Source organism: Natrinema versiforme, from assembly GCF_005576615.1.
Lineage (GTDB): Archaea > Halobacteriota > Halobacteria > Halobacteriales > Natrialbaceae > Natrinema > Natrinema versiforme_A.
In genome coordinates this window covers 1,280,191-1,294,222 of the sequence record NZ_CP040330.1, presented here as the reverse complement: position 1 = coordinate 1,294,222, position 14,032 = coordinate 1,280,191, and the positions used below count along the sequence as shown (strand labels likewise).

The following is a 14,032-nucleotide window of genomic DNA, read 5'->3' as shown; positions in this document are numbered from 1 at the left end:
AAATCCGGCTCCGAGAGACCGGGCGGAAGCGACAACGGGAGGTGCCTCGAGCCCCTAGCCCTCCCAGTGACGATACGGCACCGAGACGGCATTCACTTCGAACGCGAGGGCGGGGAGCCGCGGGTCGTCGCCGACGCCCGGAGCGCCGTCGGCGCGGTCAACGTGGTGAGCCACGCCCACGCCGATCACACGTTCCGAACGACGCCGGAGACCGTCGTCTGCTCGGCCGAAACGGCGGCGATCGCCGAGGCCCGCACCGGCACCGGCTTCGAGTTCGTCGAGTCCGCGCCCGGTATCGACCTCATTCCCGCCGGCCACGTCGTCGGTTCCCGCGCAGCGATCATCGACCTCCCGGACGCCGACGGCGGCCCTCGGCGCTACTGCTACACCGGCGACTTCTCCACCCGCGATCGGTGCTACCTCGAGGGGTTCGACCCCCGCGCCGTCGATGCGGACGCGCTCATCATGGAGACTACCTATGGACTCCCGAAGTATCGGTTTCCGGCACAGGACGACCTCGAGGCCGCGATTACGGACTGGATTCGTGACAACGACGACCGCCCGCTGTTCCTGTTCGGCTACTCGCTGGGTCGCTCCCAGAAACTCCAGTGGCTCGCCCGGGACGCGACCGGCGACGCCGACCGTGAGATACTCGTCTCGGCGTCGATTCGAGACGTAAACGACGCCATCGAGACCGCGACGGAGGGCGACCTCGCGTTTCCGGGTCGGCGATACGACTCGCTCCGCGGGCTGACCGACGAGATCGTGATCCTCCCGTCGAATCAGGCGCGAGCCGACTGGGTCGAAACCGCCGTCGAGCGTGAGGACGGACTCAAGGCGGGCTTTTCGGGCTGGGCCGTCGACGACTCCTTCCGATACCGGGGGAACTACGATGTCACCTTCCCGCTGACCGATCACTGCGACTTCGACGAACTCGTCGCGACGGTGCGCGCGATCGACCCCGAGATCGTCTACACCACCCACGGCTCCGACGAGGCGTTCGCCGACACCCTCGCGACCGAATACGGCTATCGGGCACAGCCGCTGAAGCGAAACCAGACGACGCTGGGTGAGTTCCGCTGATGGGAATCATCGACCGCTTCGAAGACGAGTACGTCGATGTCTCGAGCACCCGTGCATCGCTTCGGGAGCTACTCGAGTTGCTCGTCGGCGCGGTGCTGTTCGTCGTCGGCGCGAGCGCGCTGACGTACTACCTGCTCGGCCAACGGATCGCGCTCTGGGTCGCGGGAATCCTCGTCGTGGTCTTCGCGATCACGCTCCTCTCGCAGGCCTACTGGGCCATGGCCGGTCGCGACGATTACGAGTGAGACTCGAGCGTCGAGAATCCCGCGCTCACGTCGGCTCCTCGTAGCGGCGAGCGCCGACGATCATTCGGGCGGTGAGCGCGAGGACGCCGACGGCGAACGCGAGCCAGACCGCCTCGGTGCCCGCGAACGGCTCCGCGTATTCGACGACGGCAACCAGTAGGACGAGCGCCGCGACGTACAGCGTGTTAGTGCCGACGAAATCCGCCAGCCCCTCCTCGTCGGCGACCTGATCCGGATCGTAGCCCGCGATCAGTCGGACCATTCCGAACCACTTGATCAGGATCCCCAGTGCACCGAGGGCCCCCGCGGTTGCGAGGAGCGGGAGGACCGATTCGGTGGCCATACGAGGATATTGACAATCCATTCACAAAATCGTTCCGCGGCGAGCCGCCCGGACCGACGGCCGTTACTCCCCGGTTCGAAGATGGTGGAAGACGTACGTCTGGGCGTAGCCGGCGTACTCGCCGCCCAGCCGTTCGCGGAGCGCTCGAGCGGTCGCGGCGTAGGACCCGCGGTCGCAGTCGGGAAAGTAGTCCTCGATCGCCGACTTGATCCACGTATCGAGCGGCACGGCCTCGTCGAACTCGAGCGAGAAGAGGAGCACGCAGTCGGCAACCTTGTCGCCGACCCCGACGAATTTGGTGAGGTACTCCCGCGCGGCTTCGTACTCGAGGTCGCGCGCGTCTTCCGGATGCGCTTCGCCGCTGGCGACCATCTCGGCGGTTCGGACGACGTAGGGGGCGCGGTAGCCGAGTCCCAGTTCGCGAAGCTCCGTTTCGGTCGCCGTCGCGAGTTGCTCCGGCGTCGGGAACGCGTGATAGGTCTCGCCGTCGAAGACGATTTCGTCGCCGTACTCGCTGGCCAACGTCTTCACCATCGTGTGAATGCGCCCGACTCGCATCTGGGCCGAGCAAATAAACGAGATCAGACAGCCAAAGGGCGGATCCCGAACGAGGCGCATCCCGCGGTGGGCCTCGTAGGCCTCGCGGAGCAATTGGTCGTCCGGCCCGGCCGCAACGATCGCCTCGAGGTCGTCGTCGAGGCGCAACAGCCGGCGCACGATCGGTTCGGCGTCGGCCGTCGACTCCCACTCGAGGCGGCCGTCGCGGGTCCTGACGCGGATCACGTCCCCCTCGACGACGGTCGAGTACCACGCGCCGGGTGCGGGCGTCTCGCTGTACATCTCGCCGTCGTCGCGCCGCCAGAGGTAGCTCTGACCGCTCTCGAGCGTGCGATACAGGTCGAGTCCGCCGGCGAGGTCGTCGAGTGGGATCGTCCCCGTCTCCATTCGTTCGAGCCTTCGGGGGCGCGGGCTTTTGCCTTTCGAACTGCCCAGGCGTCGCGTCGCACGGTCGCGTTCCGGTGGCCGACACGGTGCAGTTCGTCCGTCGTCGGGCGAACCTTCTTACTGTAGGCCATACAACGTCTGTGTATGGATTGCAGGGTCGTCGTCGAAGCTGCCGTGCCGGTATTCGACGTTGAAACGGAAGACGAGGCGATCCGGATCGCCATCTCGAAGACGGGCGAGATGTTGAACCCTGACCTCAATTACGTCGAGATCAACATGGGCGAGCGAACCTCCCCATCAGGAGAGGAGCTTCCGCCCGCGTTCATCGCGGCCGACGAAGCGCTCGTCGCGCTCGAGTTGGAGATGACCGTTTTCAACGTCGAGCGCGAGGAACACGCCTCGCGCATCGCGCGCAAAGAGATCGGCCAACGCCTCGAGAACATCCCGCTCGAGGTCACGCAGATCGACGTCCTCGAAGACGAGGAAGACGACGAGGAGTCGGACGAAACAGACGAATCACCGGACGCCGAGCAGGCGGACGACCGGGCCGAGGCGGCGAGCGACTCGGATGCCGGGGCCGACGACGAGGACGACGAAGAAATCCTGCCGGAGTTCGAAGACCTCGTCGAGTAATCCGCAGCTGTTGACTCACGACCGGTCCCTGCTTGCCGTCTTCCGCTTTCGAGAATCCGACCCGCGATGAGTAACTGATCCCGTAGTCGATACGTCTCCATCCAGAAACGAGTCTCGCCAGTAGGGACTGTGATCGATCGGAGGATGCGACGAGTTGCTCAGTCCGCAGTGGCGGCGACTGCTTCCTGCTCCTCTTCCCGCATGTTCGTCGTAATTCCCTCGGCGATCGCAAAAACAGCGGCTTTGTGATCAGTCTTCGACTTGTGAATCGATGTCGGCCGGATCCCCTTCGACTCGTACTTCTCGAGGTCGATCTGACAGTCGTTCCACTCTGCACACTGGTTCGATACCTCCGCCAGAAGGCCGTGAAGGTGAATGAGCTCCTGTTTCTTCATAACCATCCACTCCTACCCACTGCAGGGTTATATTATTATCTTGAGTCGCGTTAACACGAGACCCGTGTTGACTGGCTGGTCTGTCACTGCTCGGGACGATTCGAATGCACTCCCTACGCGAGGAAAACAGCGGGATGACGCGTAGTTACTATTTTATTTATCGGCGTAATGAGTTCTTTCGTTCCAGTTTCCGATACGCAGATTCTGGAGAGTTAAAACGTGGCTACTGCTGGAACGATGGTCGGACACCTGGCGTTTCGCCGAAACGAAAATCGCCGCCAACCGCTGGCTACCCGAGCTGTTTCAGGGTCTGCAGATCGCGATCCGTCCGCATGAACTCGGCCGTCCGATGAGAGGCGTGACAGTTCGGACAGTGAAACATCTCGGCGGGCGCGGGTAATTCGTCCGGAGAAACCTGCCAGTCTTTCGCACATTCTGGACACAACAGTTGGACGGTCGTTCTATCCATGTCACACACTTTCACATGAGCGGTGAAAAACGTTGCCGCAGTTCCGCTCGACCGAAAAGACCACCCGCGTCAGCGGGACGACAGATGACAGCCGCCGATGCCGACCGCTTTAGGCGGGCGCGGCAGTGTCCGAGGCCTCGAGCAGTTCCTTGTACCGGTTGCGGATGGTTACTTCGGAGATGCTCGCGACTTCGCTGACCTCGTTTTGGGTGACCTTCTCGTTGGTCAGGAGCGCGGCGGCGTAGACCGCGGCGGCCGCGAGGCCGACCGGCGACTTGCCGCTGTGGACGCCCTCCTGGCGGGCCGACTCGAGCAGTTCGCGGGCCATGCGCTCGGTCTCGTCCGAGAGATCGAGGTCGCTGACGAACCGCGGCACGTAGTGTTCGGGGTCGGCCGGCTTGACCTCGAGGCCGAGTTCCCGAATGATGTAGCGGTACGTGCGGGTCAGCTCCATCTTCTCGACGCGGGAAACCGCCGAGATCTCGTCGAGGCTGCGCGGCGTGCCGGCCTGACGGGCGGCGGCGTACAGCGACGCGGTCGCGACGCCTTCGATCGATCGGCCCGGCAGCAGGTCCTCCTCGAGCGCGCGGCGGTAGATGACCGATGCGGTCTCGCGGACGTTCTCGGGAAGGCCGAGCGCGCTCGCCATTCGGTCGATCTCGCCGAGCGCCTGCTTGAGGTTGCGCTCCTTGGAGTCGCGGGTGCGGAAGCGCTCGTTCCACGTGCGGAGACGCTGCATCTTCTGGCGCTGGCGACTCGAGAGCGAGCGGCCGTAGGCGTCCTTGTCCTGCCAGCCGATGTTCGTCGAGAGGCCCTGGTCGTGCATCATGTTCGTCGTGGGCGCACCGACGCGGGACTTCTCGTCTTTCTCGGCGGCGTCGAAGGCTCGCCATTCGGGGCCGCGATCGATCTCGTCTTCCTCGACGACGAGTCCGCAGTCAGCACAGACGGTCTCGGCGTGCTCGTCGTCGGAGACCAGCCGACCGCCACACTCCGGACAGTGTTCCTGCTCGTCGGATACCGCCGTGGTCTCCTCCTCCGTCTCGGTCTCTCGCTCGTTCGTATAGGTTCGGATGCTGGTGTCTGTCATGGTGTATCGGGTGGGTTACTCGGGGCTCCCGGGTGGGGTAACCAGAAGAAACCCGGTCGCCTCAGCTAACATAGAGTAAGGCCGTAATCCATATAAATGTTCCGCCTACTTTATAAACTAACCGCGAAAATTGGTATATATGTTCCGGTTACATGGTGATTAATCGTTTGGGATGGCAAGGCCCAGATTCACGTCGCTGAACCCGGACCTACTCGACGGTGAAGAGGTGACCCTCCGTCGGGACATCGAACAATCCGACGCGGGCACCGGCGTCGAGCCACGCGTGCCCGTACGAAAACGATGCCAGCGCGTTGACGAGGTCATCCTGCTCTCGAAAGTGATTGCCGTCCTCGAGATAGGACGCGGCCATCTCGTAGCAGTCGGCAGCCGCCTCGGCCATCGGGGTCCCCTCGGGCGGCGCGATCGACGCCTCCTCGAGTGCCGCCGCGAGCAACTCGCCGTACCGGTTCGTTTTCTCCTCGAGATCAGCGCCCATGATCGTTCCTCGTCGCTCGGGCCCGTAAGTGCGTCGTCCGTAGTCGGCCGCCGGAGTAACTACCACATACGTTTCACCCGTCCAGCGGTGCCGTTCCGTCGGCGATCGACATCACTGCCATCTCGCAGGTCCAGAATCGGATTTCGCCGGGACTGCTCGCGCTCATCGTCGGCGTCTGTGCCGGGGCCGCGGGCGCGTTCGGTCTCGCGACGGCGATTCCCGTGTCGCTCGCGGGCGTGATGATCGCCGTTGCACTGATCCCCGCCGCGGCCGCGGTCGGTATTGGGCTGGCGTGGAGCCACGCGACCGTCGCCATCGATACCTTCGTCCTAGTCGCCGTCAACGCCGCGTCGATCCTATTATCGGGACTCGCCGTCTTCTGGTACCTCGGCTACCGGCCGGCGGGCTGGACGATGGGGACGCTCCGCGGAAACGTCTCTCGGGACTGGATCGGAACCCTCGCCGTCGTGCTCGTCCTCGGCCACCACGTCGCGTTCGAGAACGATCAACGACGGGTCAGAACCGTCCTGGACGACGACGAGTATACCCGCCTCGAGCTAGTCGAAGTCCGAACCGAGTTCAACGACGGGGGCGTCGTCAGCGACGAGACGAGCGTGACAGTCGTCGTCCAGCGGCCCGCCGACCACCCCTATCCCAGCCTCGTCGACCGACTCGAGACGGCCCTCGAGGCGCGAACCGATCGAGAGATGACGGTCTCCATCGAGTTCGTCGACGGTGCGACATCGGCGGACGAGGACCCACAGCCGTCGTCACAAGAGGGGGCGATTGCTGAGAGCGCAAGGGGTTTAGGCGCTCTATCCATACCTTGTTACATGAGCGACCAGCCACGCGTCGAGATTTATACGAAGACTGACTGCCCGTATTGCGAGAAGGCCAAGGACCTCTTCGACAGCAAGGGAATCGAGTACGAGACGTACAACGTCACCGACGACGACGATCTCTTCGAGGAGATGGTCGAGCGTGCGGACGGCCGAAAGACCGCCCCCGAAGTATTCATCGACGACGAACTGATCGGCGGCTGGGACGACACCAGCGCGCTCAACGAGACCGGCGAACTCGACGAGAAACTCGGCATCGCGACCGACGACGATGACGAGGTCGTCGAACACCGCAAACTCATCATCGCCGGCACCGGCATCGGCGGGCTAACCGCCGCGATCTACGCCGGCCGCTCGAACAACGAGCCACTGGTCATCGAGGGCGACGAACCCGGCGGCCAGCTCACCCTGACCACCGACGTCGCCAACTACCCCGGCTTCCCCGAGGGTATCGGCGGCCCGGAACTGGTCAACAACATGAAAGAGCAGGCCAAACAGTTCGGCGCCGACCTGAAAAACGGCATCATCGAGTCCGTCGAGCGCGTCGAGCAAAGCTCGACTGCAAACCAGAACGCGTCGCGTTCTGGTGACGACTCGAGCCGTCCCTTCCGCGTCGAGATGAAAGACGGCGACGTCTACACCGCCGACGCCGTCATCGCCGCCTCGGGTGCCAGCGCCCGCACGCTCGAGATTCCCGGCGAGGACGAACTCATGGGCTACGGCCTCTCGACGTGTGCGACCTGTGACGGCGCGTTCTTCCGCGGCGAGGACATGCTCGTCGTCGGCGGCGGCGACGCCGCCATGGAGGAGGCCACCTTCCTCACGAAGTTCGCCGACACCGTCTACATCGCCCACCGCCGCGAGGAGTTCCGCGCGGAGGACTACTGGGTCGACCGCGTCGAGGAGAAGGTCGAAGACGGCGACATCGAGATCATGAAAAACACCGAACTGATCGAGATCCACGGCTCCCAAGAGGAGGGCGTCGACCACGTCACCCTCGTTGAAAACGACAAGGGCCACCCCACCGACCGCCTCGAGGACCCCGAAACCGAGGAGTTCGACTTCGACGTGGGAGCCGTCTTCTTCGCCATCGGCCACACGCCCAACACCGACTACCTCGAGGGCACCGACGTGAAGATGGACGCCGATGGCTACCTGAAGACCAAAGGCGGCGAGGGCGGCGGCCAGACCGAAACCCACGTCCCCGGCATCTTCGGTGCCGGCGACGTCGTCGACTACCACTACCAGCAGGCCGTCACCGCCGCCGGCATGGGCTCGAAGGCCGCACTGGATGCGGACGAGTACCTCGAGGACCTCGAGCGAGCCGACTCGAGCATCGAAGAGGTCGAACCGGCCGCGGCGGACGACTGATCGGTTTCAGCGGCTGCACAGCGCGTTGTCTCTCTGACTGAACCGACTGTCTCGGTCTTTGTTGCGACGCATCGTTTTGTCTTCTCGAGTTACACTGGCAGAATTGCATAGTCTGGCACAGTGATGTCGGACCTGTAATCAACTCGCAGACTCGAGGCGAGCGTGAAATCGTACGGACGGCGTCGGTCTCGAGCGCATCGGAACGTACTGTCTCGTCGGCGGCGTTGGCCTAGTCTTGATCTCCGCGAGACAGTTCGAACGCGATCAGTTGGGCAATCGCTCGAGCGTGTTCGAGCAACTGGTCTGTGAGCGACCAGTGTCGTTTCGGACTTGTATCGGTCGACAATAGGTAGCCACACGCCTCTTCAAACGAGCCGGTGGCTTCAGTGTCTCGAGTGCAACGCAGGTGTCCCCGACGACTCCGTCGGTTCTCGCAGCCGAGCGGAGACAGTCGCAGCTATCCCTGTGTCGTTGTATCGACTCGAGACGATCCATACCCGTCGCTGGTGGGTGTAGTGTGCGATAAAAGAAAGCCGCGGAAGTTAGGGCCGGCGTGAGCCGGTAGTTGTTACAGCTTAGTTCTGGCGGCGGAGTGCCAGCATGGCAGCGCCGAGCAGCGCGACGAGGGCGACGCCGACACCGAAGCCGGGCGTACCGTCGTCGTCGCCGTCATCGGAGCCGTCGGAGCCGTCAGATCCGTCGGAGCCGTCGGAACCGTCGGAGCCGTCAGATCCGTCGGAGCCGTCGGAGCCGTCGGAGCCGTCGGAACCGTCGCCTTCGTCACCGACAGTCAGCGTGCCAGAGTCGTTCGACTCATCGTCCGTGATGAGCTCGTAGTCGTAGTCGCCCTTCTCAGCGTTCTCGAGGAGGGTCGCTTCGAGCGTGGTGGAGCCGCCAGCTTCGAGTTCGACCTCTTCGTCGATGACGGTCTCGCCGTCAAAGTCGAAGTGGACGTTCTCGGAGGCCGTGCGGTCGTTGGAGTTTTCGACGTCGATCGTCACGGAGACGTTGTCGCCGACTGCGGGCTCGGCGGGGTCGAACGTGACGTCGTAGTTGAACGGCTGAGCTTCAGTCCCCTCGATGAGGACGGAGTCGATCTCGTCAGAGACCTTGCTGCCGTCGTTGTTGTTGGCTTCGAGGGTGAACTCGGTGCCAGCGTCGTAGTCACCGAAGTTGAAGGTGGACTCGAAGGTCCGCTCGCCGTCGACGAGTTCGACAGCGGGATCGTCATTTTCGACGAACGTACCCGAGGCCGCTGCACGCGTACTGATTTCCGTACCGGGCGCGAGGTTGGTCGAGCCCTGTGCGGTTGCGTTGTTGACTGCGTTGACTTCTGCAGCGCTGTCGTCCCACTCAAGGTCGCGTTCCTCGAGGGTGAACGTGGTTTCGTGGTTAGTTTCGGCGTCTTCGTCTTCGACGTAGACGTTGTCCTCAGTGATCTGGAAGGAGACGTCGTAGTCCTTGCTGTCGTAGTTGAAGTCGCCGTCAGCGGCGGTGACGAGGAGGATCAGCTGATCGCCCTCGTAGTCGCCCGCGTTGACGAATTCCATCGTGAGGTTGTTGTCGCCAGTCGTCGGGCTGGAGTTCCAGACCTGCGCATCCTGGTTGGCGCGCGGGTCTGCCTCTTCGATCTCGAGGGTCATGTTCGCGTCAGCGAAGTCGCTGCTGACGTTCGAGGAGTCAACCGAGTCAAGGAAGCCGGTTGCACCGAAGTCATCGAGGGTGACCAGCATGTGGTCGTCCTCGGCGAACAGTTCCGTCTCAGTGACGGTTGCGTCTTCGTAGTCCTCGAGGTCGTCCATGCTAGCGTCGGCGGGCGCCGTGTGCGTGGCGATGTCGCCGGCTGGCTGGCGGTCCTCGAGCGTCAGGTATGCGGAGTCCTGACTGTTGACGACTTCGGGAACGGCCGAGTTGGTGGTGTTCCACGAGTCACCGATGATGAGTTCGTAGTCTCCAGTTGCGAGCGGCTTGTTGAGTGCGTCAGCACTGAAGTCGCCACTGTAGACCGTGTTCTCGCTGACGTTGATGTACTGAAGGTTGACATCGACATCATCGTTGCCAGGTGCGGTGTAGTATTCATCTTCATCGCTGAAGGTGGTACCGTTACCGGCCTTGTGCGTGTTGACTTGGACAGTGACCTCGTCACCGTCGTAGTCCGACGCGTCGATGATCAGGCCAGCTTCGTATGCAACATCATCGTATTCACCGATCTGGAGTGCTGCCTCGTCGGTGTTGTCCATATCGATGGTGATGTTCGCGAGACTGCCTCGCTCTTCAACGAAGGTACCTTCGGTGAACGAGCGGTCAGTGTCGTCGTCGGTGACGGTGATCGTTGCGTTGTCGGAAGCGCTGGTGTCGCTGGCTTCGACATCGAACTGGTAGTCACCGGCGTCGATCTCCGAGAAGTTCGCGGTGAAGTCACCACGAGCATCGAGAACGATCACGTCCTCCTCGGTGTCAACGTAGTTGACGTTCGAGTCGGAGCCGTAGGTACTGAGATCGTCGTCGGTAGTGGCCGCACCGTCGTCACCGAAGATCGACCAGAGTTCTTCAGCATCGAGACCGTCAGCGCTGACGTTCGCGGTGAAGTCTGCGCGGATCTTCGAGTCGATCTCGAGTTCGGTCTCTGCGTTCGTACCCTCGGTGTTTGCTACCGAGTCATCGTCGAACGAGGTGCTGAGATCCTGCACTGCGATGTCGAATCGGATCTCGTCACCGCTGAGAGTGCCACCGTGGATACTCCCAGTGTCCTCGGTAAACTCGTAATCGAGGTAGTATTCGTTCGTTTCGAGGCCTTCAGTGTCAGTCACGACGACATAATCGTCACTGTCGATACCATTGAAAGCAGTAACGTCACCGACATCATCGAACTCGCTGTCAACGTCACCTGCGGCGTAGACTTCGAGTTCTTGTGCGATGTTGTCCGTGTCGTTATTCACTAGGTCGACAGTGTTAGTGGCGTCAAGACCAGTGCTAAAGTCATCACCGTCATCACCCACGACAATTACACCGATCTGCCCTTCGTAATATCGGTTGTCGTGAGTAAACGGTTTGTCAAGTTGATTAACGTCACTATCATCGTCCACATTCGATGCTGCCGCCCCGCCCACAAACGCTGCGGACATGGCGACAACGGAAAGAACCATAAGCGCGGCCAGGACTACTGCACGTCCCTTTTCGCGATAGGTTGCGTCGTCTGTCATTTATGTTGTGTTATGGTTGTGTTTCGGTTGGTTATCGAGCGATTCACCTGGAGTGCGAGTCATCGCCGATACCGCATCGATCCCGGCTTGGGGGACTCGCACCGGGTAGGGGTGTTTCATTGGTATTAAGGATTTAGTAATAAGCTTTCTGGAAGCATAGATCTCTGTCGTTGATCGGTAAAAGTCTCTTAACCGCTCGAGTGAGACGGTATACCGCCGAAACAGGCCCTAAATAGTACGGCACAACGACAGTCGTTATAAAATATTATTACGTGGTTTGAGGCTCCCCTGGCCGACCTCAGTCTGGTATCCTCGAGTGAGTATGCCCACCGATCACGAGAGAAAAATCCGAACGCAACAGTAAGACGAACTTACGAGCCGCGACCAGCAATGGTGCTCACCCAAAGAAGCGGAGAGAGTTCGATTCGAGTTACGAATTAGTTCTTGTACACGCGCGACTCGAGATACCGCTCCAGTTCACTGTGGACTTCCTCAAGCCACGCATCGGCATCGGTACTCGAGCGCCGAAGGACCGCGCCGATGAGTATCGTTTGGAGGGTCTCGGCGACGGCGTCCGGATCGCACTCTTGAAAGAGCCCGGCATCGATCCCCGTGCGGAGGGCCGCCGCGAGCGACTGTTTGAACACGCGGTCGCTTCGGGTGAAGTGCTCTCGGTAGTCCGGATCGTGAACCGCCTGCGCTCGGAGTTCGAGGACCGTCGTCAGGAACGCGTGCCAGTCGTCGTCGACATCCGTTGCGAACCACCAGTCGAGCATCTCCTCGAGTCGGTCCCGCGGATCGTCGACCCGTCCGCGACCAAGCTCGTCCTCGAAGTGCTCGAGTAGGTACTCGAGACACGCGATCACTAGCGCGTCCTTGTTCTCGTAGTGGTGATAGACCAGCGACGGACTCTGCTCGAGTTCGTTGCCGATCTTCTGCATCGTCAGATCGGCGTAGCCGTATTTTCTAAGACAGCGATAGGTGGCGGCCAGGATTTCTTCGCGCGTATTCGCCGGATCCTCGAACACGCCGTCAGTCACGACCAGTCACCTCGACGTTGTACTGGACTGTGTCGGGTCTCGCTCGAACGGCCACTGACGAAACGAGCGATGCAGTCGAATTCATACCGGTCAATCGCATCGCGGTACCATAACGGGTTTGATTGAACGTTTATTCAAAAGAGTTATACCCCCCACTTCCCAGACAGTAGGTAATGAGCGATTGTCACTTCGCCGAACACGTTTCGTGGAAGGCGAACTCGCCGACCGTCGCGTCGCCCGCTCTCGAGAGCCCTGACGGGTGGTCCCCGTGACCCGCCGTCGGACCGTCGCCCTCGTCCTCGCAGCCGTCACCGTCGTCGGGTTCGTAGCCCCCTTCGGTGCCGCGGGGGCGCTGGCACAGCAGGCCAGCGGCGAGTTGACCCGCGGCGAACCGGACCTCGATCTCGTCGATTCGAACCCGGACGTGACGCCGGGGACCGAAGCTACGCTCGAGGTAGACATCAAGAACGACGGCGACCTTCATACCGGATCCCGGGCCGATAGGGTGCTCACGGCTCGTGGCGTGACCGCCGAAATCGACGATGCCGGTCCCTTCGAGTCGGCCTCGGGCGAAGTGGCGGTCGGCCCGATTCAGGATGGTGCGATCGCGACGGCACCACTCGCGATCGAAGTGCCCGAAGACGTCGACCCGGGAACGTACGAGATCGAAGTCGACGTCAAGTACTCCTATACGAACCGCGTCTCGGACGCCTCGGGCTCCCAGCAGCGACTCACGAAGACCGAGTCCCTCGAGTATCGAGTGACGGTTCCGGACGAACCGCGCTTTACTGTTTCGAACGTCGTAACCGATGTCTCGCCCGGTTCGAGCGGGGACGTGACGATGGAAATCGAAAACACGGGAGCCGAACCCGCGAATCACACGCGGGTATCCGTCACCGGCTTCGGTGGCGTGACGATCGACGGGGGAACGAGCCAGAACGCCATCGGCGACCTCGCACCCAACGAGTCGACGACGACGACCGTCGAGGCGACGATGGCCGAATCGACCGGCGCGGTGAACAAACCCATCGAGGTAGCGTTCACCTACGAGGACGGCTCCGGAATCGACCGGACCGCCGACTCCGTGCGAACGGCGCTGTCGCCGACAGCCGAACAATCGTTCTCGGTCCGAAACCTTGAGGAGACCCTCTCGGTCGGATACGAGGGGAGGGTAACCGGCGAAGTCGTCAACGACGGACCGCGACCCGTCGACGACGCAGTGCTGGTCATCGAGCCGATGAGTGACTCGCTGTTCGTCGAGGACACCCGCTACGCGCTCCCCGAACTGAAACAGGGAGAAGCCGCGACGTTCGCCTACTCGACGGACGTCAGCGGGCAGGCCGATGCTGGTGCCCGGCAACTCCGCTTTACCGTCGAGTACACCGGGAGCGGAGACACGACCCTGCAGGACGGTCCGATCTCCGAACGAGTCGTGGTCGACGAACGAACCGATGAGTTCTCGCTCAGCGACGACGGGGTGTCGGTCCGGCAGGGCGACTCGGGTGACCTCGTCCTCGAGATCACGAACGAGCGCCCGGAGACGCTGTCGAACATCGACGCGAGACTCTACACCGATAGTCCGCTCGACGCGCCCGACGACGAGGCGTTCGTCGACGAACTCGAGCCGGGAGAGTCGGCCGAAATTCCCTTCGAGGTCTCGGCGTCGGAAGACGCGAGCGTCGAAACCCACCCCGTAGAGCTCGACTTCGAGTACGACACCGCACGCGGCGAGACGGTCCTCTCGGATGTCTACCAGTACCCGATCGAGGTCGAAGCCGGCGGCGATGACGGTAGCGGGTTCCCGTCGGCTATCGTCGGGATACTCGCTGCTCTCGCCGTGAGCGGTATCGGAGTCGGCCTCTGGTGGCGACAGCACTGAT

The 14,032-nt window shown here is 62.2% G+C and carries 13 protein-coding genes and 2 pseudogenes; 6 read left to right on the top strand and 9 right to left on the bottom strand.

Annotated features, from left to right (window positions below):
- Positions 1 to 66: 66 nt before the first annotated feature.
- Together FEJ81_RS06340 and FEJ81_RS06335 are read left to right on the top strand one after the other, a co-directional pair.
- Entirely contained in the window at positions 67 to 1,083 is a 1,017-nt protein-coding gene (locus FEJ81_RS06340) for an MBL fold metallo-hydrolase (protein WP_138244490.1), read from the top strand.
- A complete protein-coding gene (locus tag FEJ81_RS06335; RefSeq protein ID WP_138244489.1) occupies positions 1,083 to 1,328 on the top strand; it encodes a hypothetical protein in 246 nt (81 codons plus the stop codon). The genes FEJ81_RS06340 and FEJ81_RS06335 overlap by 1 nt, the downstream gene beginning before the upstream one ends.
- Before the next feature lie 25 nt (positions 1,329 to 1,353).
- Here the strand turns inward: FEJ81_RS06335 and FEJ81_RS06330 are convergent, their stop codons facing one another.
- Positions 1,354 to 1,671 (bottom strand): DUF3784 domain-containing protein, encoded by a 318-nt coding sequence (locus tag FEJ81_RS06330; protein WP_138244488.1) that lies wholly within the window; start codon positions 1,669 to 1,671, stop codon positions 1,354 to 1,356.
- 63 nt (positions 1,672 to 1,734) lie between these two features.
- Positions 1,735 to 2,616 (bottom strand): DNA-3-methyladenine glycosylase family protein, encoded by an 882-nt coding sequence (locus FEJ81_RS06325; protein WP_138244487.1) that lies wholly within the window; start codon positions 2,614 to 2,616, stop codon positions 1,735 to 1,737.
- A gap of 144 nt (positions 2,617 to 2,760) precedes the next feature.
- Here FEJ81_RS06325 and FEJ81_RS06320 point away from each other — a divergent pair, with 144 nt between their 5' ends.
- The gene (locus FEJ81_RS06320) at positions 2,761 to 3,249 is read left to right on the top strand and encodes a DUF555 domain-containing protein (protein WP_138244486.1); all 489 of its coding nucleotides are present in this window, start codon (positions 2,761 to 2,763) and stop codon (positions 3,247 to 3,249) included.
- Between the two features lie 158 nt (positions 3,250 to 3,407).
- Here the strand turns inward: FEJ81_RS06320 and FEJ81_RS06315 are convergent, their stop codons facing one another.
- The 4 genes from FEJ81_RS06315 to FEJ81_RS06300 all read right to left on the bottom strand — a co-directional run bounded on the left by FEJ81_RS06315 (position 3,408) and on the right by FEJ81_RS06300 (position 5,699).
- On the bottom strand, positions 3,408 to 3,644 hold the full coding sequence (locus tag FEJ81_RS06315) for a UPF0058 family protein (RefSeq protein ID WP_006431330.1): 237 nt from the start codon (positions 3,642 to 3,644) through the stop codon (positions 3,408 to 3,410).
- Between the two features lie 289 nt (positions 3,645 to 3,933).
- Complete coding sequence (locus FEJ81_RS06310; RefSeq protein ID WP_138244485.1) at positions 3,934 to 4,113, bottom strand: DUF7836 family putative zinc-binding protein; 180 nt, start codon at positions 4,111 to 4,113, stop codon at positions 3,934 to 3,936.
- A 109-nt stretch (positions 4,114 to 4,222) separates the two neighbouring features.
- Positions 4,223 to 5,203 (bottom strand): transcription initiation factor IIB, encoded by a 981-nt coding sequence (locus FEJ81_RS06305; RefSeq protein WP_138244484.1) that lies wholly within the window; start codon positions 5,201 to 5,203, stop codon positions 4,223 to 4,225.
- 208 nt (positions 5,204 to 5,411) lie between these two features.
- Positions 5,412 to 5,699, bottom strand: a complete 288-nt coding sequence (locus FEJ81_RS06300; RefSeq protein ID WP_138244483.1) for a DUF357 domain-containing protein — start codon at positions 5,697 to 5,699, stop codon at positions 5,412 to 5,414.
- Between the two features lie 140 nt (positions 5,700 to 5,839).
- Here FEJ81_RS06300 and FEJ81_RS24390 point away from each other — a divergent pair.
- Positions 5,840 to 6,001: pseudogene (locus tag FEJ81_RS24390) on the top strand (DUF389 domain-containing protein); the annotation flags it as partial.
- A 531-nt stretch (positions 6,002 to 6,532) separates the two neighbouring features.
- On the top strand, positions 6,533 to 7,909 hold the full coding sequence (locus tag FEJ81_RS06295) for an FAD-dependent oxidoreductase (protein WP_175416478.1): 1,377 nt from the start codon (positions 6,533 to 6,535) through the stop codon (positions 7,907 to 7,909).
- A gap of 575 nt (positions 7,910 to 8,484) precedes the next feature.
- Here the strand turns inward: FEJ81_RS06295 and FEJ81_RS24145 are convergent.
- From FEJ81_RS24145 to FEJ81_RS06285, 3 genes and pseudogenes are all read right to left on the bottom strand, one after another.
- Positions 8,485 to 10,848 carry a BGTF surface domain-containing protein gene (locus tag FEJ81_RS24145; RefSeq protein ID WP_267877934.1) on the bottom strand — a complete coding sequence of 788 codons (2,364 nt, stop codon included), beginning with the start codon at positions 10,846 to 10,848 and terminating at the stop codon, positions 8,485 to 8,487.
- 159 nt (positions 10,849 to 11,007) lie between these two features.
- Positions 11,008 to 11,112, bottom strand: a pseudogene (locus FEJ81_RS24385) (surface glycoprotein); the annotation flags it as partial.
- Between the two features lie 437 nt (positions 11,113 to 11,549).
- Positions 11,550 to 12,152 (bottom strand): TetR/AcrR family transcriptional regulator, encoded by a 603-nt coding sequence (locus tag FEJ81_RS06285; protein ID WP_138244480.1) that lies wholly within the window; start codon positions 12,150 to 12,152, stop codon positions 11,550 to 11,552.
- A 268-nt stretch (positions 12,153 to 12,420) separates the two neighbouring features.
- On the opposite strand from FEJ81_RS06285, the gene FEJ81_RS06280 reads away from it, so the two are divergent.
- Complete coding sequence (locus FEJ81_RS06280) at positions 12,421 to 14,031, top strand: COG1361 S-layer family protein (protein WP_394349649.1); 1,611 nt, start codon at positions 12,421 to 12,423, stop codon at positions 14,029 to 14,031.
- Position 14,032 lies beyond the last annotated feature (1 nt).